We start from the raw sequence: 26,213 nt of genomic DNA on the forward strand, positions 1-26,213 counted from the left end.
AATAGAAATATTGGCCACTTTTTTATCGCATCAGTTCCGGCAGATTCCCTTCTCCATACAGGTGTAGCGCACCCACTGCCACCACGTAGCGACCCGCAGGCAGTGCCGACAAGCGATCCCGCCAGGCGATATTACGCTGATGCATCAGCACATCGTACAGCGACTGACTGAAGGTGTTCGGAAGCGTCAGGTGGTTGTCCTGCGGCGGCGCTTTCAGCCACCAACTCATCATCTGTTGCAGTAGCCGGGCGTTGGTGTGCCAGTGCGTCAACGTATCGTCCAACAGTGCCAGCCCGTTATCCGGCAGTTCGCATAACAGCGCAATCTGGCTGGATGCGCCTTCCAGTTCAATCACCGGTTTTTCTGCCTTCTTCGCGGCTTGCAACAGTTGATAATCAATGCCGTACTCCGGGCGTAATCCCAACTGCTGCGCCTGAGTGGCCTGTAGCACCATCGCGATTTGCCACAGCGGTTGCGTCGAAAACAGGGCCGGGGAGATCCCCAGTTCATCGGTCGCGCGATGCAGATTGCGCAACTGTTCCTCGCTGAGGCGTTCTTCCAGCGCGGTAAACTCGGGTAAGTCGGCGAAGGGACTGTCATTACCGGAGACATCGGCCTCAACAATTAACGCATCGGCGTTGTGAAGCTTTTTAAGCAGTCTGGCAGGGAGGGGAGACATGTCGCGGCTGCCCATATGAATACTGCCAATCAGGTGGAAGTGGCGATTGCCGGGCAACGAAACGTCAATGGCGGGCCAGGTATAGCGATTGCCGGTTAGCCCAGCGAAAAATGTTTTTACCCGGTAAAACAGATCCATGCGACCTCCCTAAGTAGACAACCATGCTAGCGCGTGGTCAGGTAAGGTGCAATGTGTGAATTGCCGGATGGCGGTGCTAAAGCACCTCATCCGGCCTGGTCGTTTCACATTAACGCAGCAGGCCGGATAAGCGTCAGCGCCATCCGGCATCGCTTACTCTTTCGGTTTAAAGCGCAGCAGTCGGTTAGCGTTGCTCACCACGGTAATGGACGACAGCGCCATCGCCGCTCCGGCAACCACCGGGTTCAGCAGCGTTCCGGTGAACGGCCACAGGATACCGGCCGCCACGGGGATCCCGATGCTGTTATAAATGAACGCGCCGAGCAGGTTCTGCTTCATATTGCGCAACGTGGCTCGGGAGATAGATAGCGCGTCCGCCACGCCCATCAGGCTGTGGCGCATCAGCGTGATCGCGGCGGTTTCAATCGCCACGTCACTGCCGCCGCCCATTGCAATTCCGACATCGGCCTGTGCCAGCGCCGGTGCGTCATTGATGCCGTCACCGACCATCGCCACCTGACGCCCCTGACTTTGCAGACGCTTAATGGCATCGGCCTTACCGTCCGGGAGAACGCCAGCAATCACGTCATCAATCCCCGCCTCTTTGGCGATGGCGTTGGCCGTCGTCGGGTTATCGCCGGTTAACATTACCAGGCGATATCCGGCGCGGTGCAGTCGCTGAAGGGCCGCCACGCTGTCGCTACGCAGCGGATCGCGCACGGCCAGCAGCGCCGCCGCTTTGCCGTCAATCGCCAGCAGCACCGGCGTGGCGCCCTGAGAAGCCTGGGCAGAAATCTCGGCTTCCAGTTCGCGAGTGTCAACCTGCTGCTCGTTCAGCAGTGCCTGGTTGCCCAGCAGCAGCGTATGACCTTCCGCTTCGCCGCTGACGCCTAATCCACGCAGGGTGCGGAAACCGTTAACCTGAGGCAGTGCGCTATCACCGGCTTTGTCGAGAATCGCCCGCGCCAGCGGGTGACTGGAGCCCTGCTCAAGCGCCGCAGCCAACCGTAGCGCCTGCGCGTCGTCAATGCCGCCAACGGTTTTAACCGCCACCACCTGTGGTTTGCCTTCGGTCAGCGTCCCGGTTTTGTCGAAGACTACCGTATCCAGCGTGCTGGCGCGTTGCAGCGCATCGGCATCACGCACCAGTACGCCAAACTCAGCCGCACGACCCACACCGGAAATAATCGACATTGGCGTCGCCAGACCCAGCGCACACGGACAGGCGATGATCAGTACCGTAGTGGCGATCACCAGGGTATAGACAATTTGTGGGGCCGGACCAAAGACGTACCAGATACCCGCGCTCACCAGCGCGATCAGCACCACGACCGGGACAAATACGGCGGAAATCTTATCGGCCATCTGGCCAATTTCCGGTTTACTGCTCTGCGCCTGGCGCACCATGCGGATAATGCGCGACAGGGTGGTATGACTGCCTACCGCACTGGCGCGGAACACCACGCTGCCATCCTGCACGACGGTACCGGCATGCACGCTGTCGCCTTCCCCTTTTTGCTGCGGGATAGGTTCGCCGGTGAGCATCGCTTCATCCAGCCATGCCTCGCCCTGAGTGATTTCACCGTCAACCGGCACGCGGTCACCGGTGGTCAGGCGCAACAGCATACCCGGCTGAACGTCTGCCAGCGGCACGCTCTTCTCACCCTCTTGTGTAATCACCCGCGCCGTTGGCGGCGTGAGATCGAGTAATTTTTCCAGCGCCTTAGACGAGCGCTGACGCGCCCGCGCTTCCAGCATGTGTCCGAGGTTGATCAGACCAATGATCATCGCACTGGCTTCATAATAGAGATGGCGTGCTTCCATCGGGAACCACTGTGGCCACAGATTGACGCTCATCGAGTACAACCAGGCCACGCCGGTGCCGAGGGCGACCAGAGTATCCATCGTGGCGGTGCCGTTCATCAGGCTCTTCCACGCGCTGCGATAAAAATGGCCGCCCGCAAAGACCATTACAGCGAGCGTCGCCAGACCAATCGCCAGCCACAGGCTGCGGTTGTCGGCGGTCACCATCATGTTATCGCCCATCATCCCCCAGACCATCACTGGCACACCTAGCAGCAGGGCGACAATCGCCTGCCAGCGGAAGCGTTTCATCGTCGCGACGGCGGTTTCCTGCTGGCGTTCGCGGCGTTTGAGATCGTCTTCAATCGCCTCTGCGCCATAGCCCGCTTTTTCCACCGCCTGGACTAAATCGGCAGCGGACGCACTGCCCATCACCAGCGCAGTACGTTCCGCAAGGTTTACCCGTGCCTGCGTGACCCCAGGAACGCTTTGCAGCGCATTTTGTACCCGGGAAACACAGCTGGCGCAGCTCATGCCGCTTAACAGCAGTTGTTGGCTGTCATCTTCAACCGTCGCTGCCGGAAGCTCAGGAGGGACCGCTGCCAGCGCTTCCGACGGGATTGATGACTCCGTCAGCGGTTTAGCCTTTGGGTGGCTTAACTCTGCGCCATAACCAGCTTGTTTGATGGTGTCGATTAGCGCTTCGGCGCTGGCGGTACCGGTAACGTGCGCTTCGGTCACGGTGACCTCCGCCTGTTCCACGTCCGGACGTTGCTCAAGACTCTCTTTTACGCGTTTGACGCAGTGACCGCAGGACAGGCCGTCCAGGGTCAGGTCGATGGTTTGAGACATCACTTCACTCCTCTATAACGGGTCAATAAGGGTTGACCGTTGTACCTTGATTGACTAACTGTTATTAAGGGTAAACCTTCCCGCAAGGGGAAGGTCAAGGAGTTTGTTTTTTCCTGAGTATTCAGTGTTCCAGTGCGATAGCACAAACGTGTTCGAGCGTAGAAAGGTTGCTGTAGAGTTCCGGCAAGGTCATTTTTTTTCTAATCACGACTTTGAGGTTGACCTCTATTTTCCCCTTTTTAACATCGCGGATAGTAATGGCTTCAATAATGTTCTTTTGCTGATTAATACTTTCTATCAGCGTTTGCAGCCCCGCTTTTTCATCAAGAATAACGCGAATTTTTACTTTGCCAGGCAATTGGTTTTTGGTTTGTAAAAAGATAACAAAATAGCTGAGTTTTATGGCCAGCAGGAACAAACCTGTGGCAAGCAGAGCATACATATAAAAACCGGCTCCACTGGTAATTCCCACTCCCGCGGAAGCCCACACGATGGCTGCGGTTGTTAGCCCGGAGATGGCGTCATCATGGCGATGAAGGATAACACCCGCACCGAGAAAGCCTACGCCGCTGATAATTTGTGCGGCCAGCCGCATCGGGTCGCTACGTATATTCATCGAGATTTCAGCGTAGTATTCTGCTGACTGAATAGAGACGATTGTCAGAACGCAGCTGGCGACTGAAATAATGACGCACGTTTTAAATCCGACAGGCTTCCCTTTCGATTCTCTTTCAAGACCGATGATTCCCCCCAGGATAAACGCGACGCAAATTTTGCCCAGTGTAATTAAGAGAGATTCTCCTTCACCGAATAAGAGGAAGGATAACGTATTCATATTTCCTCCGGAAAAAACTCACCTTGAATCGTATACGAAGGTCTCCTTTTCTGACCCGTAACGCTATGCGTCGTAGGTCTGGATATAGTGCTCTATCAGCGAAATAAGTCGCGGGTTATCGATGCTCTGCAGAATTTTTACCTGCGCACCTTTTGGTTCAGGGATCCCGACATTGAGGCGTAATGTGTCACGTCCATAGCGGCAAGTCATACCGCGTGTAATGCCTTCCAGAGAGACATCCAGATAATCTTCAGCCGTCGTTGCAAGAGAGGGATCCAGTAACCAGGCAACGGTTAAAACATCGTGGATCCAACATCCAGGCAGATTGCGGGTTTGCATAGAATATGTGATCCACGGGCGAATGGTTTGCGCCAGATAACGGCTAAGCCCGTTTTCTGTTTTTGCCAGACGATCTAAATCGGCGTGAAGCATTTGGGTTTGCGTTGTCACATCCATCGGGACCAGCGTGACTGGCGCGCCGCTGGTGAGTACCGCATGAGCCGCTTCAGGGTCCAGACCAAAATTGGTATCTTTCAGGTAGCCCGGAACATTGAATACGCCACCCATAACGACGATATTTTTGACCGCGTGAACCATCTGCGGGTAAAGCTGCAGGGCAATGGCCACATTGGTGAGGGGACCGGTAGCAACCAGCGTGATCTCGCCAGGATTATTACAGATGAGTTCACCCATTGCCTCAGGCGCGTGGGGTTTTACCTTCTGGCACAATGCCGGGGCAGGAACATCTGACCAGAGTTGTCGTAAGCCAAACTGATCGACACCATGATCCAGTTTTTCACGCCAGGGCTGCGGATCTTCCCGCAGCGCACGCGAGGCACCACGGTAGACAGCGACGGGAATGTCCAGTTGCGTAATGAGATCTTTAGCAACGGCATATCCCACGTCTACCGGCGTATTTCCGGCGACAGTGGTGATCATCTCCAGCGCGATTTGCGGCGCGGCAATGGCCAGCGCCAGCGCCAGACCATCATCGATATTAGCGCCGGGAATGCCATTGCCCGGATCGCAATCAATAATTATACGCATCGATTCATTTTCACTTTGTCTCGGGGTGTACTTCATGTCCCTGGCAGCCACACGACTCTCCTGTTCGTAAGTAAAACTCAAATTCAACGCGGCGAACTTCTCCATCCCAATTTTTCAGCATGTCTATTGCCGCACGGGCCATCTTATCGACAGGTTGCCGGACGGCGGTTAAAGAAGGGACGTTGTAAGCCGATTCTTGTGTTGCGTTAAAGCAGACCAGAGCAACATCCTGAGGTACGCGCAGCCCGTGTTCTGCCAGGGCGCGTAAACAACCGAGAGCCTGCTGTTCATTCGTTGCGAACAGCGCGCGCGGCAGTTGGCGCTGAAGCATGCGTTTTGTCGCCTCGTAACCTCCGGCGCGGGTATAGTTGGTCGAAAAAATCCATGAGGGATTGACCATTAACGATGATGCTTCCAGCGCCTGCTGCCAGCCCCGGATACGATCCTGAGTATTCAGCATTTCACGCGGACCACAGATGATGCCGATATCGCGGTATCCGTGATCAATCAGATGTTGTGTTACCTGCATCGCCGCCATTTGTTCATCAACCTGGATAACGCTGACGTTAAGTCCAGGATCCACGCGATCGAGCATGACGCAGGGGGTACCGCTCTCCTGAATCAAATTGATATAAGGATGGCGATCAACACTGGTGTAGATCAGCCCGTCAACCTGGCGGTGCAGCATATTATTAATGAGTTCACGTTCACGGCAGCTGCTGTCGCCTGCGTCACCCAGCAGGAGTACTTTGCCATCAGCAAAGGCTTCGTGTTGCAGAGCATGAGCCATAGAGGCGATGAACGGGTTCGAGATGTCCGGCGCGACAAGCCCATAAGTTTGTGTACTCCCTGACGCCAGCGCACGCGCGATGCCATTGGGTCGATAACCGGTTTTCTTAATGGCCTGTAGTACACGTTGCCGGGTCGCTTCGGCAACGGGGCGCGGACCATTATTAATAACGTAACTAACGACAGCGACGGACGTTCCCGCTTCTTTTGCCACGTCAGAACGTGTTACGCGTTGTGAATGTGATTGAGTCACGAGGCACCTACCTGATTGCATTCAGAGTGATTTTTTCCAGACAGCATAAGGCGTTATGACCCAAAAATCTTTGGTAAAGAACGCGCATATCACGTTCTTTGGCCTCAAATTGCATCCTCGGGTAAGTTGAGATCCCGCCCGCGGGTCTCTGGTGCAAAGAACGTGGTCACCAGTCCAATTGTGGCCATAAGGGCGAAATAGAGAGCGATTGGCCACCAGTGTCCGTAAAACGAGAGTAGTGCAGAGGCGACAAGTGGCGCTGTCCCGCCAGACATAATGGAACCGAGCTCTTTTGCAAATGCCATTTTGGTATAACGATTCGTGACGCCGAAAAGCTCAACGCCCCATGCAGCCTGCACGCCGAAAATACCCAGTGAAGCGAGCCCCATCCCGGTAATGATCGTCGGGATAACAATCCACGGCTCACGAGAATCCAGCAGCATGAATGCCGGAAAGGCATACAGGATCAGTAACAAGCAGAACCAACGATAGATGATACGTCTGCCGAATCGATCGGACAGCCAACCCGCCAGAGGAATAATGGCGAATCCCAGAACCGATGCGATAAACACTGCCACGGTCGGCACAGATTTATCCACCATCAGCACCTTAGCGACATAGCCAATGATAAATCCCTGAGCCAGGTAGGAGGGGCCATTCTCGCCAATGCGTAATCCAACCATGGTCCAGAACGCCCGGGTCCGTTTCCAGAAGCTGCGTGTATCTTGCTGTTGCTGTGCTTTTCCCTCGCGAAGCGCCTTTTCTCGCTCGGCCTGCAGGAGGGCTTTTTGACGTTCAAAGACGGGTGTTTCACGCATATGGCGACGAATTAATAATGCGGTAGCGGCGATAAGAATGCTGCAAAGAAAAGGAATACGCCATCCCCAGCTCAGTAAGTCATCTTTGTCCATTTGCAGAACGATGAGCCAAACCAGAGAAGCCAGTAATGTTCCGCTGTTCGAGCCCAGAGCGATAATCGAAGAAACCAGCCCACGGCGTTTAACGGGAGCATATTCACCGAGCATTACAGTACCGCCAGAAAGCTCCGCGCCGGCTCCCAGGCCCTGAGAAAATCGAAGGATAACCAGACATACCGGTGCCCAGACGCCAATCTGGGCGTAGCTGGGGATTAACCCTATTAGCATGGTCGACATGCCCATCAATCCAATGGTGATAACCATGACAATCTTCCGACCATGTTTATCGCCTATCCAGCCGAACAGCAATGCACCGATAGGGCGAGCAATAAACCCAACAGAATAGGCGGCAAAGCTGGAAAGTAACGCCATGACAGGTGTTGCTTCCGGAAAAAAGACATCGCCAAAGATAATGCCCGCGGCAAGGCCGTACAGGGCAAAATCGGCATACTCCATTGTGGTGCCTAACCAGCAGGAAAATGTAGCTCGCCAAAACTCGCGGCGTCCTTCGGGGGTTTCCAGCCGCTCCTGAGCTGCCTGTGGGTTATCCGTCAGGGAAACAGAGGATGAATGCGTGTTCATAAGAACTCCTTGAAGTTATCTGTCGACATGAGTCGCAGGTTTGTACTCTTCACGTTCTACTCGCGTAGATATTATATTTTTACCGCAGATTAATAAATCTACCCGCGTAGAATTGAAAGATGAAAGAGTGAAAATTGAGAAAGCGATCACTTATGACAGGCAATTGTTACAGAAAAAGGTCACCAGCCTGGATGTTCTTCACTGTCTATCAAGTGCGAACGAGCGGCGGCTACGGACAAAACGTGAAAGTGGCAGTGGTATCGCCTATGAGCAATGAAATGAGAAGAGGTTATTGGCATCAACAGGGATGGGTGTGTGGTGTCAGCAACAAGTACGTTATAATGACGCCATGCCACAGCGTAAGGTGCGGAGGACTTGTGAATATCAGCGATGTAGCAAAAAAAACCGGCTTAACCAGTAAAGCGATCCGCTTTTATGAAGAAAAAGGGCTGGTCACGCCGCCATTGCGGGGTGAAAACGGCTATCGCACGTACGGGCAACAGCATCTGAATGAGCTGACGCTGCTGCGCCAGGCACGCCAGGTCGGATTCAACCTTGAAGAGTGTGGCGAGCTGGTGAACCTGTTCAACGATCCGGGTCGTCACAGCGCGGACGTCAAAAAGCGGACGCTGGAGAAAGTGGCGGAAATTGAGCGCCATATCAGTGAATTACAGTCAATGCGCGTGCAGTTACTGGCCCTGGCGGAGTCGTGCCCGGGGGATGACAGCGCGGAATGCCCGATTATCGAAAACCTTTCTGGCTGCTGCCACCACAAGGCGCAGGCTTAACGCGCGTCGGGGTTGAGCATAAAGACGACCGTGCCGCGATACCAGGGGGATGCGCGTAGCTGTGCTTCCGCCTGGCTGTCCCGCTTGCCGTGTTGTACCAGCCCGAGCTTAAACGGAATACGCAATCGGGCGAGAGCGGGCAGGTAGTCCTGATAATTCGCCACCGTGCGTCGTCCCTGATAGCTCTGTACCACCAGTTCATCGATCGGCAGCGCGTTCAGCGTCGCCACGTCGCCCGTTTTCGCCCAGTCCAGCAGTCCGGTCACGCCAAGGGCAAAGTCGGGGGGCAACTGTTGGCGCAATGCCCGCAGAAAGCGGGCATAGTCGGCCAGTTGATGCGTCGCAGCATCAAAATCGACCTGCAGTCCCACAACCTGATTTCCCGCCGCCTGCCAGCGCTGCATCAGTCGCACGATGCGTGCCGGAATCGCGTCCGGTACGTCGAGCGTGGTGAAACGCACGGTAAGCCAGATGGACGGAAACGTCAGACGGCTGACGGGAAGTCCCAGACGCTGAAAGGCCACGCCCTTTGCCCGCACTAACACTTCACCCTGATGCAGATAGACCGTCTGAGCAGCGCTCAGTTCATCGCTGGCTTTCACGCCTGACCAGAGCCAGAAGGCCGGGTGTTCGCGGGCGATAACCGTCTCAGCCGCCTGCGCCTGTCCCGCCAGTAGCGCAATTACCAGTAGTATTTGAGTTTTTGCGCCCACGGACTGCCCGGATACTGCGTTTTCAATTGTGTGAACCAGCCTTTACGCTGCTGTTTGTCCACCTCTTCTCCGCCACACTCATTCGATCCGGACGGGGCGTAACACATGATAGCCCGATACAGCGCATAGCTTCTGTCTTCGTGCTCGGCCTTCGGCGAGGCGATGACCTGCTGATAATAACGCTGGCGGTTAAACTGTCCGACAGGGTCTTTCTGCTGGATAGCGGTTTCCAGCTCGCCGTTGCCTGCGTTGTCTTTCCACAAGTCGACATGCGTTTGCGAGGTACGGAAAAACTCGCCCAGACAGTTCAGCGCATGGGCGTCGTCGGGCGTCTTGCTCAGCGTGCCGACGGTGTCATTGAGGCTGCGGCACACGTAACCGGCTTCAGCGGCGTCGCCGTTCCAGTCAAACGTACTCAGATTGACATCGTCGAATGCCTCACCGATAACCGGTTGCGTGATGGCGCTGGCGAGTTTTCGGTCTTTTAGCCAGTCGCTAAAGCGGTTTTCAGTGAGATCGCGCACCAGCAGCGTATGCAGCGCAATAGCGCGCTCTTCGTTATTCGGCCCCTGGCTGACCTGCTGGCGCAACTGTTCAGGTGTAGCCACGGTTTTCAGTACCCGGGAGCGGTAGCGCAAACTGGTGATCGCGCTGTCCGGGGCAAAAATCGCTGCCACGTTGCCGCTGTAAACCAGCGTGGCCGCCAGTTTTGCCTGCACATACTGCTGCTGTTCGTTATCCTGGCTGAGCTTCAGTAGCGTCGACCAGAAATCGCGCGCCGCTGACCACTGTTTTTGTCCCATCAGCGCGTCGCCGTAGAGCACCTGTTCGCTGAAGGCGAGGATATCGTGAGGCGGCAGTTTTTGCGCCGGAGTGACTGCCTGAAGAATAGCGGCATAGTTATCTGTCGCCAGCCACAGGTTGAGTTGTAAATTGCGCCACAGCGGCAGTTTTCCGCGCTTGTCAAAAACCGGTTTGCTGGCGTCAAGTTTGGCCTGCGTCAGGGTTGGCTTTCGGTAGCTGTTCAGGCGAAGGGCGCGCAGCATCTCGGTGTAGCTGACGAGGGGGGCATCGGCGAACGCATCCTGAACGGATTGATCGTAAAACTGCATGCCATAGACGTTATCGTATTCAATAACCCGCTCCCGCAATGCTTGCGCATCGGTGACCTGCTGGAACGCCTGTTCATATAATCCTGCAAGCGTTGTCCAGTCCTGCAAATACCAATGGATGCGGCGCAGCATGCCACGCGCGGAATCCGCATAGCGGCCTTCTGGCCAATGATGGAGATAGGTCTGCGCCTCTTTTTGCGCAAGTAAAGCGTCTTCACGGTTTATTCGCGCGATATCAAAGTCGCCATATTCGCCGACGCTGTTCTGGCTGCTTTTGTTCAGCGCCGTGCGCATCAGCATATATTGCGCGGTTTCCGCCAGCCACGGGCGATCGCTGGTGAGCAGTGGCGTGAAGGCCTGCGTCGCGCTGTCGTACTCGCCCGCGTAAAAATGGGCCGCTCCGGTCAGGTAGGTTTTATACAGCAGGGCAGGTGAATCTGCCGGGAGCGTGGCGAGGGACCCCGTAATTTGCTCTGCGCTGGCCCCGGAATAGAGCCCCAGACGCGCCTGTGCCAGCGACTGCTTTTGTTCTGCCGTTAGCGCGGCATCGTTCAGCAGCGCGGCAAAAAACTGGCTGACGCTGTCGGCATTATTGGAGACAAAACGGTTTTCCTGCTCACCGTCGTGCTTGAATTCGATTGGCTCCACCTGCAGCGTGGCCATTTGTTGGACGATCGGGTCTGCTGCGTTCTGCGTTTGTGCCGGAGAGTCCGTCCGGACATCAATGTCATCCCACTGCGGGTGATAGGCAAAATAGAAATCGCGTGAGCGGGTGATATCGGCAGGCATCGACTGAACGGGCACTGCAAGTGACTTTGCTTCACTCAGCAGGCGCAACAGGTTGTCACGGGAATCATTATCAGGCGTCAGAATAGGGTCGCCTTTTAGCAGGCAGCGCGCGTCGCTCCATGTACAGTCTGCCATATCAAACGAGGCGAATGCCTGCGGGGCACTCGCCAGTAATGCGCAAAAGCTTAATGCCAGAGGCGTCTTCCTGACCATCATGCGATTCCTGTCATCTGTTTTATCGGGGAAGGGGTCTGATATAGAGCGTGATGCCCTCAACGGCGATCACTTCAACGTGGGTTCCAGCGGGCAAGTCTTCAATGGCGTTGACCGGCCACGAACTGTCGCCAACCCGCATGTGTCCACGGCCATTAACCAGCGAGGATTCCAGCACAAACCGGCGACCGACCAGTTGCTGGCCGCGCTGGTTAAGTTGACTATCCGCTGGCTTTTGTTCGCGAACGCGTTTCGCCATCCACTTCCACCAAAGCCAGGCGGAAAGCAGCGTTAGGACGGCAAAGATAACGCCTTGCCATTCCCAACTGACGGGCAACAGCCAGACCAGAATGCCGGTAATGACTGCTGCTACGCCGCTCCATAACAGATAGCCGTTGCCGCCCAGCATTTCAGCGGCCAGAAGCAGACCGCCGAGGCTGAGCCAGAAAATATGGGGATATCCCACAATCATCTCGATCATTATTTTTTCCGTTCGCTGGCGCTGTCCTTGATCAGTTCAGCGATCCCGGCAATGGAGCCCATCAGGCTGCTGGCATCCAGTGGCATCATCACCACTTTACTGTTACTGGACGAGCCGATTTGCTGTAGCGCTTCGGTATATTTCTGCGCCACAAAGTAGTTCACCGCCTGAATATCGCCGGAGGCGATCGCTTCAGACACCATTTTGGTGGCGCGCGCTTCCGCTTCGGCGGAACGTTCGCGGGCTTCTGCCTGTAAAAATGCCGACTGACGGTCGCCCTCGGCGATCAAAATTTTCGACTGTTTCTCACCCTCGGCTTTGACGATTTCCGCCTGGCGGACCCCTTCGGCTTCAAGGATATAGGCACGTTTGGTACGTTCCGCTTTCATTTGCGCGTTCATTGCGCCGATCAGTTCAGCCGGGGGACGAACGTCGCGAATTTCAATACGGGTAATTTTGATTCCCCAGGGGTTGGTGGCCTCATCAACAATGTGCAGCAGGCGCGTATTGATGTTGTCGCGCTGGGAGAGCATTTCATCAAGCTCCATGGAGCCCAGTACAGTACGGATGTTGGTCATGGTCAGATTGATGATAGCCAGCTCCAGGTTACTGACTTCATACGCGGCTTTTGGCGCATCAATGACCTGAATAAAACAGACCGCATCAATCGAAACGTTAGCGTTATCTTTCGAGATAACTTCCTGCGAGGGAATATCCAGCACCTGTTCCATCATATTAATTTTACGACCAACACGGTCCATGAACGGAACGACAAGGCTCAAGCCTGGCTGCAGCGTGCGGGTGTAGCGTCCGAAACGCTCCACCGTCCACTGGTATCCCTGGGGGACAATTTTCACGCCGGCACCGACTATCACCAGCGCGACAAAAATGAGAATAGGAATAACGATAAGCATTGAAAAACCTCCTGTTGAACTGTCCATGATGTCGTGACTGGCGACGTTACTCTTGAAATTATACCTGATTCATTAAAGAGAGTTCCCCTCTCGTTAATTAGAGGGATACACTATTTTGCGATAAAACGCGAAAACAGGATAGACAATGCGTGAAAATAGCATTTTGTTGCAGGTAAACAATGTGGGTTACCAGGTCGGGACAACGAACATTCTGAATAACATCAGTTTTAACTTACGCCCTGGTGAATTTAAATTAATAACCGGACCTTCCGGCTGCGGAAAAAGTACTTTACTGAAGATTATCGCGTCGTTGCTCAGCCCGACTCGCGGCGAGATCCTCTTTGCCGGGGAGGACATCACCACGCTCACCCCGGAAAACTACCGCCAGCACGTCTCGTATTGCGCCCAGACGCCCGCGCTGTTTGGCGATACCGTTTACGATAATCTGATCTTTCCCTGGCAGATCCGGCATCAGCGTCCTGACGCCGGGGCTTTTCTTGCTGACCTGGCCCGCTTTCAGTTGCCGGAGACGATTCTGGCGAAAAATATCAACGAACTTTCCGGCGGGGAGAAACAGCGCATTTCCCTGATCCGTAATTTACAGTTTTTGCCGCAGGTTTTACTGCTTGATGAAATCACCAGCGCGCTGGATGAAAGCAATAAGCGCAATGTAAATGAGATTATTCATCACTATGCTCGCGATAAGCAGACAGGGGTACTGTGGGTGACTCACGATAAAGACGAAATTAATCATGCGGATGAAATAATCACCCTGATGCCGCATGCCGGAGAAATGCAGGAAGCACGAAATGAATGAACATAATATTACCAACGAGTCACTGGCATTAGCGATGATGCTGGTGGTGGTGGCGATGCTGATAAGCCACAAAGAGAAACTGGCGCTGGAGAAAGATATTCTCTGGAGCGTCGCGCGTGCCGTCGTTCAGCTTATTATTGTCGGCTATGTACTGAAATATATCTTCGCGGTTAACCATGCCGTCCTGACGTTACTGATGGTGCTGTTTATCTGTTTTAACGCCGCCTATAACGCGCAGAAACGCAGTAAGTACATTGATAAAGCGTTTCTTTCTTCGTTTATTGCCATCACGACGGGGGCGGGGTTAACGCTGGCGGTGCTGGTGCTGTCGGGTTCGATCGAATTTATCCCGATGCAGGTGATCCCCATCTCCGGGATGATCGCCGGTAATGCGATGGTGGCCGTCGGGTTGTGCTACAACAATCTCGGTCAGCGTTTCAGCAGCGAACAGCAGCAGATTCAGGAGAAACTCAGCCTCGGCGCGACGCCGAAAATGGCGTCAGCCGGATTGATCCGCGACAGCATTCGCGCCTCGCTGATCCCGACGATCGATTCCGCGAAAACGGTCGGACTGGTGAGTTTGCCGGGGATGATGTCGGGGCTGATCTTTGCCGGTATCGATCCGGTCAAGGCCATTAAATATCAGATCATGGTGACGTTTATGCTGCTTTCAACGGCGAGTCTGTCGACCATTATTGCCTGCTATTTAACCTATCGGAAGTTTTACAACGCGCGCCACCAGTTGGTGGTGACGCATTTGAGGAAATCGTGACGGAGAGTGCCGGATGGCGGCTGAAGCCTTATCCGGCCTACGGATGCGTTCGGGTTGTAGGCCCGATAAGCGTAGCGCCATCGGGCAACAAAGATTAGTACAACAACGCGTACAACTGACGACGATATTTTGACGCCAGCGCATCGCCGGTACCGAGCGCGGCAAGAATTTCCTGGAACGTTTTACGCGCCTGACCGTCTGCGGCGGCGAGATCTTTCTTCAGATGGCTGAACAGCAGTTCCAGCGCTTCTTCATTGCGTCCGACCTGATGCAGTTGCAGCGCCAGCTGCGCTGCCAGTCCGGCATCCTGCGGATTTTCCGCCACCTGCTGTTGCAATAGCTGAATCTCCGGCGTATCCGCCGCCTGTTTCAACAGTTCAATCTGCGCAACCAGCCCCTGATAGCGGGTGTCCTGATCCTGTAGCGGAATAGTTTTCAGCACGGCTTCCGCGTCTTCGGAGCGGTTGAGGGCGATTTGTGTTTCCGCCAGCAGCAGGCCGATTTCACCGTTCTGGTTAGAGAGTTGCCAGGCATCTTTGAGCAGCGGCAGCGCTTCAATGTAGTTGCCTTCCTGCATCAGTTGCATGGCCTGTTGCGCTTTCAGCTCTTCTTCACGCGGCAACACTTTGTCGAGCAGGGCACGAATCGCCTCTTCCGGCTGCGGTCCCTGGAAGCCGTCAACCGGCTGACCATTCTGGAACAGATAGACGGTCGGAATGGCGCGCAGACCAAACTGAGAGGCGATCATCTGCTCGGCGTCGCAGTCGAGTTTCGCCAGAATAAACTGACCGTTGTACTGCGCAGCGAGGCTTTCCAGCACCGGCGTCAACTGCAGGCAGTGCTGGCTACGTTCAGACCAGAAGTAGAACAGGACCGGCGTGGTCATCGACTGTTCTAAGGTCTGCTGCAGGTTCGATTCGTTAATGTTGACAATATTCTGTGTGGACATGGAGTCACTCTCTTGTGTCGATTTCTTTTTTACATGGGGGCTGACGCGCACGCTTCAACTCATCCGTGCAAAATTTTGTCCATCAGGCGTCCCGGCAGCAGGCGTTTGAGCAGCATGACGGCCCAGGTCACCAGCGTGACCGGATAACGGAGTTTGGGTTTATCGCTGACAAAAGCATGGCGCACTTTGGCGACGACAGCTTCAGGATCGAGCGTAAAACGTGCGGCAATACCAGGGTTTTCCACCGGTTTGTCGTTCTGGGTCTGGTTAACGTTTTCGGTAAAACGCGTGCGGATGGGGCCGGGTTCAATCAGGCTGACTTTAATTCCGCTGTGACGCAGTTCCATGCGCAACGCATCTGACCAGGCTTCCAGCGCGTATTTACTGGCCGCGTAGGCACCGCGCCCAGGCGTTGAGATCAACCCCATCACCGAGGAGGTCATCACGATCCGACCTTCGCCGTGTGGCAGCATGGCCGGTAACAGGCGCATGGTGAGTTGGTGCGCACCAAAGAAATTGGCGGAAAATTGCTGCTCCATCTGTGCGCGGCTGATGGTGTTCAGCGGACCGTAAACGCCGTATCCGGCATTGTTAAAGATCCCGTATAAGCAGTTATCGGTCAGGGCGATCACCTCGTCAGCGGCGCGATCCACGCTCTCGGGAGAGTCGAGGTCGATCAATACGCCGGTGAATCCCATGTTATTCATGCGCGTGACATCGTCGGGTTTACGGCAGCCGGCGAGAACCTGAAAGCCCTGGCGCTTTAGCTCAAGCGCGCTTTCCAGGCCGATGCCGCTGGAACATCCTGTTATTAAGACCGATTTTTGCATAACTTTACCTGTCAGGATCTCCGTTGAATTAAGACTCGTGTTTTACTAAAGGACTCAACTGCTTCGCCATCCAGTCGGCGATAAACGGCTGGGCGTCGCGGTTAGGATGAATACCATCATCCTGCATCCACTGCGGTTTTAGATAGACCTCTTCCATAAAAAAGGGTAACAGAGGAATATCAAACTCTTTGGCGAGCTTTGGATAGAGCGCGCTGAAGGTTTCATTATACCGACGACCGTAGTTTGCGGGCAGGCGAATTTGCATCAGCAGCGGCTCGGCGTTCGCTGCCTTAACGTCCTGCACGATGGTACGCAGCGTCTGTTCGGTCTGTTGCGGCGCAAAGCCGCGCAGCCCATCGTTGCCGCCCAGCTCAACCAGCACCCAGCGCGGTTGATGCTGCTTGAGCAGCGCAGGCAGACGTGCCAGCGCTTGCTGGGAGGTGTCGCCGCTGATGCTGGCGTTCACCACGGTGGTTTTGCTCTGCCATTTATCGTTGAGCAGCGCAGGCCAGGCGGCACTGGCGGACATTCGGTATCCGGCGCTCAGGCTGTCGCCGAGAATTAACAACGTGTCAGCCGCAGCGGCCCGACAGGTAAACAGGATCAGGAACAGGATAGGCAAATGCCAGCGGAAAACATTGTTGAAGTTCATCATCTTAAGAAGTCCGTCGGTCAGGGGGAGCACGAGCTTTCCATCCTTACCGGAGTTGAACTGGTTGTCAAACGTGCTGAGACCATTGCGCTGATTGGCGAGTCGGGTTCAGGGAAATCCACGCTGCTGGCGATCCTCGCTGGACTGGATGACGGTACCGACGGCGAAGTCAATCTGGTGGGTAAACCGTTACACCAGATGGATGAGGAGGCCCGGGCCCAGCTGCGCGCGCAGCATGTTGGCTTTGTCTTTCAGTCATTTATGTTGATTCCCACGCTGAACGCGCTGGAGAACGTCGAACTTCCCGCACTGCTGCGCGGCGAAAACAGCGGACAAAGTAAAGCGGGGGCGAAAGCACTGCTTGAGCAACTGGGACTGGGTAAGCGTCTGGACCATCTTCCGGCACAGCTTTCCGGTGGTGAGCAGCAGCGCGTGGCGCTGGCGCGCGCTTTTAATGGCCGCCCGGACGTACTGTTTGCCGATGAGCCGACGGGTAACCTCGACCGGCAGACCGGCGAGAAAATTGCCGATCTGCTCTTTTCGCTTAACCGCGAGCATGGCACCACGCTCATCCTGGTGACTCACGATCCGCAACTGGCGGCGCGCTGTAACCGACGATTGCGGCTGGTGAACGGACAGTTGCAGGAGGAGGCATGATCGCACGCTGGTTCTGGCGCGAATGGCGCTCGCCATCGCTGTTGATTGTCTGGCTGGCACTGAGTCTGGCGGTGGCCTGCGTGCTGGCGCTGGGCAATATCAGCGATCGTATGGAAAAAGGGCTAAGTCAGCAAAGCCGTGAGTTTATGGCGGGCGACCGGGCACTGCGCAGCTCGCGCGAGGTGCCGCAGGCGTGGATTGATGAAGCGCGTAAGCGCGGTCTGAAGGTGGGAGAGCAACTGACCTTTGCCACGATGACCTTTGCCGGTGACACGCCACAACTGGCGAATGTCAAAGCGGTCGATGACATCTATCCGATGTACGGCGAGCTGGAAACCAACCCTCCGGGACTCAAACCGCTGTCGGGAACGGTACTGTTGGCACCGCGGTTGATGGCGTTGCTGAATCTGAAAACCGGCGACACCATTGATGTCGGCGACGCCACGCTGCGCATTGCCGGTGAAGTGGTGCAGGAGCCGGACTCCGGCTTTAACCCCTTCCAGATGGCCCCGCGCCTGTTAATGAATACGGCGGACGTTGCAAAAACCGGTGCCGTACAGCCTGGCAGTCGCGTTACATGGCGCTATAAATTTGGCGGTACGCCGCAACAGCTTGATGGCTACGAAAAGTGGTTGCTACCGCAGCTGAAGCCGGAACATCGCTGGTACGGACTTGAGCAGGATGAAGGCGCGCTGGGGAAATCCCTCGAGCGTTCGCAACAGTTTCTCCTCCTTTCGGCGCTATTAACGCTGTTGCTGGCCGTCGCTGCGGTAGCGGTGGCGATGAATCACTACTGTCGCAGCCGTTACGATCTGGTGGCGATTCTGAAAACGCTCGGTGCGGGCAGGGCGCAACTGCGAAAACTGATCGTCGGGCAGTGGCTAATGGTGCTGGTCCTTTCCGCCGTGACGGGTGGGGCGATCGGCTTGCTATTTGAAAAGATGCTGATGGTGCTGCTCAAACCGGTGCTGCCTGCCGCGCTGCCGCCTGCCAGTTTCTGGCCGTGGATCTGGGCGTTGGGGACCATGACGGTGATCTCACTGCTGGTCGGTTTGCGTCCGTATCGCTTGCTGCTCGCCACCCAACCGCTGCGCGTATTGCGTCGTGACGTGGTGGCAAACGTCTGGCCGCTGAAATTCTATTTGCCGATCGTGACCGTAGTGGTGGTGCTGTTACTGGCCGGATTAATGGGCGGAAGTCCGCTGCTGTGGGCGGTGCTGGCGGGAGCGGTGGTACTGGCGCTGCTGTGTGGCGTGCTGGGTTGGATGCTGCTGAACGTTCTGCGCGGGATGACGCTATCGGCGCTGCCGCTCCGCCTCGCGGTCAGTCGCCTGCTGCGTCAGCCGTGGTCGACCCTGAGCCAGCTGTCGGCGTTTTCACTGTCGTTTATGCTGCTGGCGCTGCTGCTGGTATTACGCGGCGATCTGCTGGATCGCTGGCAGCAGCAGCTTCCGCCGGAAAGTCCCAACTATTTTCTGATCAACATTGCCTCTGAACAGGTGCCACAGGTGAAGGCCTTTCTCTCAGAGCATCAGGTGATCCCGGAAGCGTTCTATCCGATTGTGCGGGCGCGGTTGACGGCGATAAACAATACGCCAACCGAAGGCGGGCAGGATGAGTCCCTGAATCGCGAACTGAACCTGACCTGGCAGGAGAGTCGTCCTGACCACAACCCGATTACCGCCGGCAACTGGCCGCCAGCGAAAGGCGAGGTGTCGATGGAAGAGGGGCTGGCAAAACGACTGAACATCTCTCTGGGCGACAGCGTAACCTTTATGGGCGACACCCAGGAGTTCAGCGCAAAGGTAACCAGTTTGCGTCGGGTGGACTGGGAGAGCCTGCGGCCTAACTTTTTCTTTATCTTCCCCTCCGGCGCGCTGGATGGACAGCCGCAGAGCTGGCTGACCAGCTTTCGTTGGGAAAACGGCAACGGCATGCTGACGCAGCTTAACCGTGAGTTCCCGACCATCAGCCTGTTAGACATCGGCGCGATCCTTAAACAGGTGGGGCAGGTGCTGGAGCAGGTCAGTCGGGCGCTGGAAGTGATGGTCGTGCTGGTGACCGCCTGCGGCATGCTGCTGTTACTGGCGCAGGTGCAGGTCGGTATGCGTCAGCGCCATCAGGAACTGGTGGTCTGGCGTACATTAGGCGCGGGTAAGAAACTCTTGCGTACTACGTTGTGGTGCGAATTCGCCATGCTGGGGATGGTCTCCGGGCTGGTGGCGTCCATTGGCGCAGAAACCGCGCTGGCGGTGCTGCAAACCCGGGTGTTTGACTTCCCGTGGGAACCTGACTGGCGCTTGTGGATTATCCTGCCGGTCTGTGGCGCGCTTCTACTTTCCCTTTGCGGTGGCTGGCTCGGTATCCGTCTCCTGAAAGGGAAAGCATTGTTCCGCCAGTTTACTGTTTAACTCCGTGATAATGACGTGCCGGTTTTTATGCTGGCGCGTACTTTCTTAGTAGCATAAATTGATAACCCCTCGCTGTTTAACGGCACAAATCATTAAAAACCCGCCAACACGTCAGTGTTAATACCAGTTAATATTCAATTGCTGAATAGTTAGCAGGAAATCTATCAAGGAAAAATAATGACTATAAAAACAACAGCGCTGGCGGCATCGATCGGCGCAGCAGTGGCATTGACGTCTTTCGCCTCTCAGGCGGAAATCACCGTTCTGAAACAAGATCCGCAGGCGGGCAATCCGCTGAGCCGTCTCAACTTTACCGTTGGCGGGAGTATTCGTCCTCAGTTCCAGAACATGACGGGCGATGACGGCGCAAACGGCTATAAGCGTAATGGCTTCGACGGCGGCACTCGTTTCCGCTTCGCGGCAGACTACTATCTGTTTGATGACATCAGTTGGATCAGCTTCTACGAGCTGGGCGTCAACATTCCGGCGCAGTTCAACTGGGACAACCACTATGCAGACGGCGCACACGACACCACCCGTCGTATGCTGTACACCGGTCTGAAGAGTAATACCTGGGGTACGCTGACCTTCGGTCAACAGAACAGCATCTACTACGATGTGGTCGGTGCAAAAACCGATATCTGGGACTACGACATGATTGGTCAGGCACCGGGTAACGGGATTAACGGCGACTACGACGGTTCTTACCGTTCCCGCAAAATGCTGAAATATAAGAAAACGGTTGGCGATGTTGATCTCTACGCTTCTTACCTGTTCAGCGATGACTACAACCCGAACAATGGTCTGAACTACAAACGTAAAGGTGGCGGTTCACTGGGTGCGGATTATCATATTACTGACGATCTGAGCTGGGGTACGGCGTGGAACTACACCCGTGCGGAAATACGTGGTAACAGCAACAAAACGTACGATCAGAACATCGTGGGTACCGCGCTGAGCTGGACGCCGGATAACTGGACCTTCTCCCTGGGCGGCGGCTGGTACCAGAACTTTATGACCACCAAAAAAGTGTCGGTTAACGATTACTTTGCCGGTGATGCGTGGGGTCTGGAATACTTTGCAGGCTATAAATTCCCAATCAACCAGTATGCGTTGAAATCCGTTCAGCCGTACTTCATGGGCGATCGCATTGAATACGTGAATGGTCGCAACTACCTGCGTACCGACAACGGGGTGGGTATCAGCTTCCAGCTGGATTACGGTTTCCGTGTTGATTACGAACACGTCTTTACCTCCAGCACCGACAACCTGGGCGATATGAACCTGGTGCGTCTGCGTTACGACTTCTGAGTCTGATGCTGTGCCCGGTGACGCTGACGCTTACCGGGCCTACAGGACTGTGGTGATTTGTGTGCCGGGTGACGCTGACGCTTACCGGGCCTGGAGGACGGTAGTGATTTGTGTGCCGGATGATGCTGTCCTACAGGACGGTGGTGATTTGTAGGCCGGATAAGACGCGTGCGCGTCGCCATCCGGCAATTTTTAGTGGCTCAGCCACTGAGCAACTTCTTCAAATGTCCCGCGAAAAACAACCTTCCCGGCTTTCTTATCCAACTGATAGCGATACATCGGATCGTAATACTCTTCCAGCAGCGGCACTAACCAGCTGAAATGCGTCTCGGTGCTGCCGGTTCGACGCTGCTCATCCAGCGCCACGTCCAGCTTTGCGGTCAACTCGTTGAATCGCTGTAAACCCAGACGCCGCTTAATTGCACAAAGCCCATGATGCAGATAGTCGCTGTATTCCCGCCATCCCCGCTCTTCACCATACGCATGGGTGAAATCATGATGCATTCGCACAAAATACTCTTCACGCAGGCGCTCAAGACGCCGCTCGAACGGATCGTCAATCACGGCGATAGTGGCCTGGGCCATGCGCTCGCGCAGACATTCCGGCAGATGGTTAGAGCCAATCATCCGGCCTTCATCTTCCAGCACCCAGCGCGTGGCCTGCTTTTTGAGAAGCGTCACCGCCAGTAGATTTTCGAAACTTGCCTGACTGAGCTGGGGTTCCAGGGTGCGGCCAAAAGAGGAGCCGCGATGACGGGCCAGGCCCTCGAGATCCACCCCGTTTTCCTGCTGTTGCACCAGCTGCGTTTTGCCATTGCCGGTGCAGCCGCCAATCAGCACAATCGGTTTTTGCACCTGTTCTTCCGTGGCGGCAATCGCGGCCTGGCGTAGCGCCTTGTAGCCGCCTTCGATCAACGGGTAATCCACGCCAGACTCGCGTAGCCATTGCTGGACAATGTGGGAGCGTTGACCGCCCCGGGCGCAGCAGAGGTAGCCCTGCGGGTGTTGCCGGCAGGCTTCGCGCCAGGCATCCAGACGCTGCTGGCGAATGTCACCACAGACAAGTTGATGACCGAGTTCAAGTGCGGCTTCCGGCCCCTGGCGTTTATAGCAGGTACCCACGGCGGCGCGCTCGTCATCATTCATTAAAGGAAAATTTATCGCACCCGGCATTGCGCCCTGTTGAAATTCAACCGGCGCGCGGACATCGATTAAAGGCGTATCGGCGGTAAGGATCGCGCGATAGTCCGTTCCATCGTTCATGTTAAATCCTGAAAAAAACAAACAGCAATGGGCGGGATTTTACGCGCTGAAGGAGAGGGCGGGGAAGCATAAGTTAAACTTCCCCGCGATATAAGGCTTATTTGAGCTGAGTTTGTGCCCAGAGGATACCGCTGGCGTATTCCGTCGGCAGCAGCGGGGAGAGCGCTTCCAGCGTGGCGCTCAGGCGCGCTGTGTCGCTGTCGGTCAGATTCAGGTGACCGACTTTGCGCCCCGGACGCACTTCTTTGTCGTACCAGTGCAGATGCACTAACGGCAGTTTCAGCCAGTCGTAATTGAGGTCGCTGCCAATCAGATTCACCATCACCGACGGACTGTCGACCACCGGTGCCGGTAGCGGCAGACCGGTAATCGCCCGCAGATGCAGCTCAAACTGGCTGATGCTGGCACCGTTTTGCGTCCAGTGACCGCTGTTATGCACGCGCGGGGCCAGTTCGTTGATCAGCAGCCCTTCCGGAGTGACAAAACACTCCATCGCCATCACGCCGACGTAGCCCAGTTCCTGCATGATAGCGGAAAGCATCGATTCGGCCTGCGCCTGCTGTTTCGCATCAGCCCGCGGGAAGGCGACGCTGGTGCGCAGAATGCCGTCCTGATGCAGGTTACGCGTCAGCGGGTAGAACACCGTGCTGCCGTCATGCGCGCGCGCGCCGACGAGGGACACTTCACCCGAGAAGTTGATACCCTGCTCGACAATGCATTCGCCGTAGTTGTCATCCGGCAGTTGATCGGTTTCACTGGCGCGTAAACGCCACTGACCACGGCCGTCATAACCGCCGACGCGACGTTTCACAATGGCCAGTTCGCCTAAACGGTTAAAAATGGCGGGCCATTCGCTTTTGTCCGCCAGCAACTGCCACGGGGCGGTCGCCAGGTCGAGCTTATCGAAAAGCTGTTTTTGCGTCAGACGGTCAGCAATGATCGGGAAGACATCGCGGTTCACGAAGGCCGGATGACGTGCCAGTTCACGCGTTAAGGCGGTTTCCGGCCAGCGCTCGATTTCTGCGGTGATTACGCTCTGCTGAAAAGGGACGGCGGTCGGTTCCGCATCCAGGCCAACTGGCCAGACGGCGATGCCCAGCGGTTCACCAGCCTGACGCAGCATCCGTCCTAACTGACCGTTGCCCAGTACGCAAACCTGTTTCATGCCGCACCTCGCGGATCCGGATTCTCCAGCACCTCATCCGTTTGCGCGTTGCGCCAGTCGGTCAGGCGCTGATGCAGCGCTTTATCGTGCGTCGCCAGGATCTGTGCTGCCAGCAGTGCTGCGTTAGCCGCACCCGCTTTACCAATCGCCAGCGTACCGACCGGAATACCGCGTGGCATCTGTACGATAGAGTACAGACTGTCGACGCCGCTTAGCGCCGCGCTTTGTACAGGAACACCCAGTACCGGCACCAGCGTTTTCGCCGCAATCATACCTGGAAGATGGGCCGCGCCACCCGCGCCAGCAATAATCACCTGATAGCCGTTCTCTTCAGCGCTTTCGGCAAAGCTGAACAGTTTATCGGGGGTGCGGTGGGCAGAAACCACTTCAACGTGGTGCGGGACGTCCAGGATTTCAAAAATTTCGGCGGCGAACTGCATGGTAGCCCAGTCACTTTTGGACCCCATCACGATGGCGACACGCGCCGGATTATTGCGGGAAGACATGCGTCTGAAAACTCCTGTGGTGCGGGACACACTGCTTTTGAGGCCACAAAGAATAGCACGTTATATCGGCAAGGAAAACGGTTGCGTGCCTGGATTTTAAGGCCTCTGACGGCGTCAAAACAGTGTTGGCTGGAAACGTACCGGTTCTAGCAGAAGCGGATCAACCCCATCTGTACCCCCTAACAAAAAAGGACTCTCTGGAGAGTGCTTTTTGAAATTGCTGTTGGCTTGATTCTGATTGTAGGTCGCGTAGCAATACTGACATCCATGCAGACAGGTGTTGTAGGTACCGATGTCTATGCTTTTCACACATCCACAGGCCTCACGTTGACCTGAATCTTTGCTATTAGGTATGAATAAGCCAAATAAGTCATTAATTAGCGCCTCATCAATACACTTACCGTGCTGAATGCCTTGCCCGGTAAGATTGACTTCTTCGGCGCAGGAGTAGATATCCAGTCCGTGTTGTCGGGCAATTTCTGATAATCTTTGCGACAGCGTTAAACAGAGTTCATGGTTTTGTGTGATATCGCTGTATATGAGCGAATCAATAGCCTTAAGGTTTTTTTCCGTCTTTTGATAAAAATCAGCAAAGCTAATCACGACGCGTCGGGTATGACCTTCTAATTCGGTGGCGATCTTACTGAACAGGCGAACATGTTCGTCAAAAGGAAGAAGGTTTGAAAAAAGAATAGGGTCATAACGCCAGATGACTTTTTCAGCGCCAATCTTTTCTGACAGTCGTTTAAAAACCTCGAGTGCTTTATGCGGATTTAAGGTTTTAGACTCAATCAACCGCGGATATCCGGTGAGGGTGAACTGGAAGTAAAAACGGTGGCCGATCTCCGAGAGTTCATCAAGATAAGGAAGCAGTTTCGTAGGATTGCGTGTCCAGAATACGATCGCATCAACATCTTCAGGAAGCAATGACACCCGAGAGATCTGGTGATAGTTAAAGGGATTCCGGGTCAGCAAAAAACCCGCGCGAATGCGGTTCATTAACCACTCACTGTAGAAAGCGGGTATATCGGTGCGACGGCTGGCGCTAATGATCATCGCGTATATTCCAGTATTTGATAGTCAAGATATCTGTTCGTTAAGATAGGATAATCTCTGACCTTGCATCTACATTCATTATCTTTGTCCTGGCAAAGTACTATACATTCTTTTGGATAATCAAAGTGGACATCTATCGCTTTTAAACCCGTATTGGCATGCCCCATGTATTGAGTGACGGTGTGTTTATCCGCTGTCTGAAAATCATGGCGCATTAATTCATTATGGATGTGTTCGAAAATTTTGACATGTGCACTGGTTTGATCAAGTGAAGTATTGACATAAGAGTTGAGAAAGTAGAGTTTATCTTTTTTAGTTTTTGAAATTTCCTGAGCGAGGTGTTCAATATCTGATGACTGCTCAATATCCTTAATTGATTTCGGGAAAATAAACACATCAAATTTCCCCAGAATCTTAGTGCTGATTTGATTAACAGAACGCGATGTCAGATATAAATTGTCATTTCCTTCTGGCAGTAGTCGCCGAGCTTTCCAGCGACATACATCATAGCCATAATAGTTAAAGTTAATGCCATCAAGGTTATGAAGGAGGGCAAAGTAATCGGGATATAACCCACACCCCATAGAGGCAATATTGACGTCGGTTACGTTATTTTTACTTAGCCTTTTCTGAAGTGAGTTAGCTAAAATACAGTACTCAAAATAATAAGCAGGGAGGTATTTTAAAGCATATATTTTTTGGTAAACTTCGTCATCATAGTTACCATTTAAAGGTAAAAGTTCTGAATGGTCACATAAAAAACCATCTCTCATTAAGCTCCGATGAAAACTAAGTACCGTCGTACGGATAAAATCCTGATCAATATTCATCATTACCCTTAATTCTTAAATTTGTTTTAGCATAGCTATCCAGATTTAGAGGGTAATGATCTGGGTCATTATTTTATAATGAGGATGTT

General features: G+C 54.6%; 24 protein-coding genes. 6 read left to right on the top strand and 18 right to left on the bottom strand.

The window, feature by feature from the left end; genetic code table 11:
* Positions 1 to 22 precede the first annotated feature (22 nt).
* The 6 genes from ACERJC_RS01230 to ACERJC_RS01255 all read right to left on the bottom strand — a co-directional run bounded on the left by ACERJC_RS01230 (position 23) and on the right by ACERJC_RS01255 (position 7,895).
* On the bottom strand, positions 23 to 817 hold the full coding sequence (locus ACERJC_RS01230; protein ID WP_152405609.1) for a TraB/GumN family protein: 795 nt from the start codon (positions 815 to 817) through the stop codon (positions 23 to 25).
* A gap of 153 nt (positions 818 to 970) precedes the next feature.
* On the bottom strand, positions 971 to 3,472 hold the full coding sequence (gene copA / locus ACERJC_RS01235; RefSeq protein WP_373670853.1) for a copper-exporting P-type ATPase CopA: 2,502 nt from the start codon (positions 3,470 to 3,472) through the stop codon (positions 971 to 973).
* A gap of 121 nt (positions 3,473 to 3,593) precedes the next feature.
* Positions 3,594 to 4,307: an MgtC/SapB family protein gene (locus ACERJC_RS01240; protein ID WP_286632598.1), complete on the bottom strand. Its 714-nt coding sequence runs from the start codon at positions 4,305 to 4,307 to the stop codon at positions 3,594 to 3,596.
* A 63-nt stretch (positions 4,308 to 4,370) separates the two neighbouring features.
* Positions 4,371 to 5,354 (bottom strand): nucleoside hydrolase, encoded by a 984-nt coding sequence (locus ACERJC_RS01245; RefSeq protein ID WP_373670854.1) that lies wholly within the window; start codon positions 5,352 to 5,354, stop codon positions 4,371 to 4,373.
* 10 nt (positions 5,355 to 5,364) lie between these two features.
* Complete coding sequence (locus ACERJC_RS01250; protein WP_286632600.1) at positions 5,365 to 6,396, bottom strand: LacI family DNA-binding transcriptional regulator; 1,032 nt, start codon at positions 6,394 to 6,396, stop codon at positions 5,365 to 5,367.
* A gap of 104 nt (positions 6,397 to 6,500) precedes the next feature.
* On the bottom strand, positions 6,501 to 7,895 hold the full coding sequence (locus ACERJC_RS01255) for an MFS transporter (protein WP_373670855.1): 1,395 nt from the start codon (positions 7,893 to 7,895) through the stop codon (positions 6,501 to 6,503).
* A 377-nt stretch (positions 7,896 to 8,272) separates the two neighbouring features.
* Between ACERJC_RS01255 and cueR the strand changes: the two genes are divergently transcribed.
* On the top strand, positions 8,273 to 8,683 hold the full coding sequence (cueR, locus tag ACERJC_RS01260) for a Cu(I)-responsive transcriptional regulator (protein ID WP_046477086.1): 411 nt from the start codon (positions 8,273 to 8,275) through the stop codon (positions 8,681 to 8,683).
* On the opposite strand, the gene ACERJC_RS01265 is transcribed toward cueR, so the two are convergent.
* Genes ACERJC_RS01265 through ACERJC_RS01280 form a run of 4 tightly spaced genes read right to left on the bottom strand, consistent with a single transcriptional unit; the run spans position 8,680 to position 12,905 of the window.
* On the bottom strand, positions 8,680 to 9,396 hold the full coding sequence (locus ACERJC_RS01265) for a DUF3142 domain-containing protein (RefSeq protein ID WP_152405604.1): 717 nt from the start codon (positions 9,394 to 9,396) through the stop codon (positions 8,680 to 8,682). The genes cueR and ACERJC_RS01265 overlap by 4 nt on opposite strands.
* A complete protein-coding gene (locus ACERJC_RS01270) occupies positions 9,366 to 11,510 on the bottom strand; it encodes a PA5441 family protein (RefSeq protein WP_373671667.1) in 2,145 nt (714 codons plus the stop codon). Before ACERJC_RS01270 ends, ACERJC_RS01265 begins: the two co-directional genes overlap by 31 nt.
* A gap of 22 nt (positions 11,511 to 11,532) precedes the next feature.
* A complete protein-coding gene (locus tag ACERJC_RS01275) occupies positions 11,533 to 11,991 on the bottom strand; it encodes an NfeD family protein (protein ID WP_152405603.1) in 459 nt (152 codons plus the stop codon).
* Positions 11,991 to 12,905, bottom strand: a complete 915-nt coding sequence (locus ACERJC_RS01280) for an SPFH domain-containing protein (RefSeq protein WP_046477095.1) — start codon at positions 12,903 to 12,905, stop codon at positions 11,991 to 11,993. Before ACERJC_RS01280 ends, ACERJC_RS01275 begins: the two co-directional genes overlap by 1 nt.
* A 145-nt stretch (positions 12,906 to 13,050) precedes the next feature.
* Here ACERJC_RS01280 and fetA point away from each other — a divergent pair, with 145 nt between their 5' ends.
* Positions 13,051 to 13,722 (top strand): iron efflux ABC transporter ATP-binding subunit FetA, encoded by a 672-nt coding sequence (gene fetA / locus ACERJC_RS01285; RefSeq protein WP_373670856.1) that lies wholly within the window; start codon positions 13,051 to 13,053, stop codon positions 13,720 to 13,722.
* Positions 13,715 to 14,494: an iron efflux ABC transporter permease subunit FetB gene (gene fetB, locus ACERJC_RS01290; protein ID WP_152405601.1), complete on the top strand. Its 780-nt coding sequence runs from the start codon at positions 13,715 to 13,717 to the stop codon at positions 14,492 to 14,494. The genes fetA and fetB overlap by 8 nt, the downstream gene beginning before the upstream one ends.
* Positions 14,495 to 14,588: 94 nt before the next feature.
* Here the strand turns inward: fetB and cnoX are convergent, their stop codons facing one another.
* Genes cnoX through tesA form a run of 3 tightly spaced genes read right to left on the bottom strand, consistent with a single transcriptional unit; the run spans position 14,589 to position 16,925 of the window.
* Positions 14,589 to 15,443 (bottom strand): chaperedoxin, encoded by an 855-nt coding sequence (gene cnoX, locus ACERJC_RS01295; protein ID WP_152405600.1) that lies wholly within the window; start codon positions 15,441 to 15,443, stop codon positions 14,589 to 14,591.
* Positions 15,444 to 15,502: 59 nt separating this feature from the next.
* Positions 15,503 to 16,273: an SDR family oxidoreductase gene (locus ACERJC_RS01300; RefSeq protein ID WP_152405599.1), complete on the bottom strand. Its 771-nt coding sequence runs from the start codon at positions 16,271 to 16,273 to the stop codon at positions 15,503 to 15,505.
* Between the two features lie 28 nt (positions 16,274 to 16,301).
* The gene (gene tesA, locus ACERJC_RS01305) at positions 16,302 to 16,925 is read right to left on the bottom strand and encodes a multifunctional acyl-CoA thioesterase I/protease I/lysophospholipase L1 (RefSeq protein WP_507161365.1); all 624 of its coding nucleotides are present in this window, start codon (positions 16,923 to 16,925) and stop codon (positions 16,302 to 16,304) included.
* On the opposite strand from tesA, the gene ybbA reads away from it, so the two are divergent.
* From ybbA to ACERJC_RS01320, 3 genes are all read left to right on the top strand, one after another.
* The gene (gene ybbA / locus ACERJC_RS01310; protein WP_042324383.1) at positions 16,896 to 17,582 is read left to right on the top strand and encodes a putative ABC transporter ATP-binding protein YbbA; all 687 of its coding nucleotides are present in this window, start codon (positions 16,896 to 16,898) and stop codon (positions 17,580 to 17,582) included. The two genes, tesA and ybbA, sit on opposite strands and share 30 nt — an antisense overlap.
* Positions 17,579 to 19,993 (top strand): putative ABC transporter permease subunit YbbP, encoded by a 2,415-nt coding sequence (gene ybbP, locus ACERJC_RS01315; RefSeq protein ID WP_371895171.1) that lies wholly within the window; start codon positions 17,579 to 17,581, stop codon positions 19,991 to 19,993. The genes ybbA and ybbP overlap by 4 nt, the downstream gene beginning before the upstream one ends.
* 177 nt (positions 19,994 to 20,170) lie before the next feature.
* Positions 20,171 to 21,304 (top strand): porin, encoded by a 1,134-nt coding sequence (locus tag ACERJC_RS01320; RefSeq protein ID WP_178824813.1) that lies wholly within the window; start codon positions 20,171 to 20,173, stop codon positions 21,302 to 21,304.
* 192 nt (positions 21,305 to 21,496) lie between these two features.
* On the opposite strand, the gene mnmH is transcribed toward ACERJC_RS01320, so the two are convergent.
* The 5 genes from mnmH to ACERJC_RS01345 form a co-directional block, all read right to left on the bottom strand.
* Positions 21,497 to 22,567: a tRNA 2-selenouridine(34) synthase MnmH gene (gene mnmH, locus ACERJC_RS01325; protein WP_373670859.1), complete on the bottom strand. Its 1,071-nt coding sequence runs from the start codon at positions 22,565 to 22,567 to the stop codon at positions 21,497 to 21,499.
* 97 nt (positions 22,568 to 22,664) lie between these two features.
* Positions 22,665 to 23,732, bottom strand: a complete 1,068-nt coding sequence (gene purK / locus ACERJC_RS01330) for a 5-(carboxyamino)imidazole ribonucleotide synthase (RefSeq protein ID WP_373670860.1) — start codon at positions 23,730 to 23,732, stop codon at positions 22,665 to 22,667.
* The gene (gene purE / locus ACERJC_RS01335; RefSeq protein ID WP_152405595.1) at positions 23,729 to 24,238 is read right to left on the bottom strand and encodes a 5-(carboxyamino)imidazole ribonucleotide mutase; all 510 of its coding nucleotides are present in this window, start codon (positions 24,236 to 24,238) and stop codon (positions 23,729 to 23,731) included. The genes purK and purE overlap by 4 nt, the downstream gene beginning before the upstream one ends.
* Positions 24,239 to 24,352: 114 nt before the next feature.
* A complete protein-coding gene (locus ACERJC_RS01340; RefSeq protein ID WP_373670861.1) occupies positions 24,353 to 25,294 on the bottom strand; it encodes a DUF1848 domain-containing protein in 942 nt (313 codons plus the stop codon).
* Complete coding sequence (locus ACERJC_RS01345; RefSeq protein ID WP_373670862.1) at positions 25,291 to 26,127, bottom strand: hypothetical protein; 837 nt, start codon at positions 26,125 to 26,127, stop codon at positions 25,291 to 25,293. Before ACERJC_RS01345 ends, ACERJC_RS01340 begins: the two co-directional genes overlap by 4 nt.
* Positions 26,128 to 26,213 lie beyond the last annotated feature (86 nt).

Source organism: Citrobacter telavivensis (assembly GCF_041807075.1).
Lineage (GTDB): Bacteria > Pseudomonadota > Gammaproteobacteria > Enterobacterales > Enterobacteriaceae > Citrobacter_A > Citrobacter_A telavivensis.

What these genes read in the sequence shown, in the direction of transcription:
- ACERJC_RS01280 (WP_046477095.1), bottom strand. Translation starts at nt 12,905, where the DNA reads ATGCTTATCGTTATTCCTATTCTCATTTTTGTCGCGCTGGTGATAGTC.
- fetB (WP_152405601.1), top strand. Translation starts at nt 13,715, where the DNA reads ATGAATGAACATAATATTACCAACGAGTCACTGGCATTAGCGATGATG.
- cnoX (WP_152405600.1), bottom strand. Translation starts at nt 15,443, where the DNA reads ATGTCCACACAGAATATTGTCAACATTAACGAATCGAACCTGCAGCAG.
- ACERJC_RS01345 (WP_373670862.1), bottom strand. Translation starts at nt 26,127, where the DNA reads ATGATGAATATTGATCAGGATTTTATCCGTACGACGGTACTTAGTTTT.
- ACERJC_RS01340 (WP_373670861.1), bottom strand. Translation starts at nt 25,294, where the DNA reads ATGATCATTAGCGCCAGCCGTCGCACCGATATACCCGCTTTCTACAGT.
- ACERJC_RS01300 (WP_152405599.1), bottom strand. Translation starts at nt 16,273, where the DNA reads ATGCAAAAATCGGTCTTAATAACAGGATGTTCCAGCGGCATCGGCCTG.
- ACERJC_RS01245 (WP_373670854.1), bottom strand. Translation starts at nt 5,354, where the DNA reads ATGCGTATAATTATTGATTGCGATCCGGGCAATGGCATTCCCGGCGCT.
- ACERJC_RS01230 (WP_152405609.1), bottom strand. Translation starts at nt 817, where the DNA reads ATGGATCTGTTTTACCGGGTAAAAACATTTTTCGCTGGGCTAACCGGC.
- ACERJC_RS01320 (WP_178824813.1), top strand. Translation starts at nt 20,171, where the DNA reads ATGACTATAAAAACAACAGCGCTGGCGGCATCGATCGGCGCAGCAGTG.
- purE (WP_152405595.1), bottom strand. Translation starts at nt 24,238, where the DNA reads ATGTCTTCCCGCAATAATCCGGCGCGTGTCGCCATCGTGATGGGGTCC.
- ACERJC_RS01240 (WP_286632598.1), bottom strand. Translation starts at nt 4,307, where the DNA reads ATGAATACGTTATCCTTCCTCTTATTCGGTGAAGGAGAATCTCTCTTA.
- tesA (WP_507161365.1), bottom strand. Translation starts at nt 16,925, where the DNA reads ATGAACTTCAACAATGTTTTCCGCTGGCATTTGCCTATCCTGTTCCTG.
- ybbA (WP_042324383.1), top strand. Translation starts at nt 16,896, where the DNA reads ATGCCAGCGGAAAACATTGTTGAAGTTCATCATCTTAAGAAGTCCGTC.
- ACERJC_RS01270 (WP_373671667.1), bottom strand. Translation starts at nt 11,510, where the DNA reads ATGGTCAGGAAGACGCCTCTGGCATTAAGCTTTTGCGCATTACTGGCG.
- copA (WP_373670853.1), bottom strand. Translation starts at nt 3,472, where the DNA reads ATGTCTCAAACCATCGACCTGACCCTGGACGGCCTGTCCTGCGGTCAC.
- ybbP (WP_371895171.1), top strand. Translation starts at nt 17,579, where the DNA reads ATGATCGCACGCTGGTTCTGGCGCGAATGGCGCTCGCCATCGCTGTTG.
- mnmH (WP_373670859.1), bottom strand. Translation starts at nt 22,567, where the DNA reads ATGAACGATGGAACGGACTATCGCGCGATCCTTACCGCCGATACGCCT.
- purK (WP_373670860.1), bottom strand. Translation starts at nt 23,732, where the DNA reads ATGAAACAGGTTTGCGTACTGGGCAACGGTCAGTTAGGACGGATGCTG.
- ACERJC_RS01255 (WP_373670855.1), bottom strand. Translation starts at nt 7,895, where the DNA reads ATGAACACGCATTCATCCTCTGTTTCCCTGACGGATAACCCACAGGCA.
- fetA (WP_373670856.1), top strand. Translation starts at nt 13,051, where the DNA reads ATGCGTGAAAATAGCATTTTGTTGCAGGTAAACAATGTGGGTTACCAG.
- ACERJC_RS01275 (WP_152405603.1), bottom strand. Translation starts at nt 11,991, where the DNA reads ATGATCGAGATGATTGTGGGATATCCCCATATTTTCTGGCTCAGCCTC.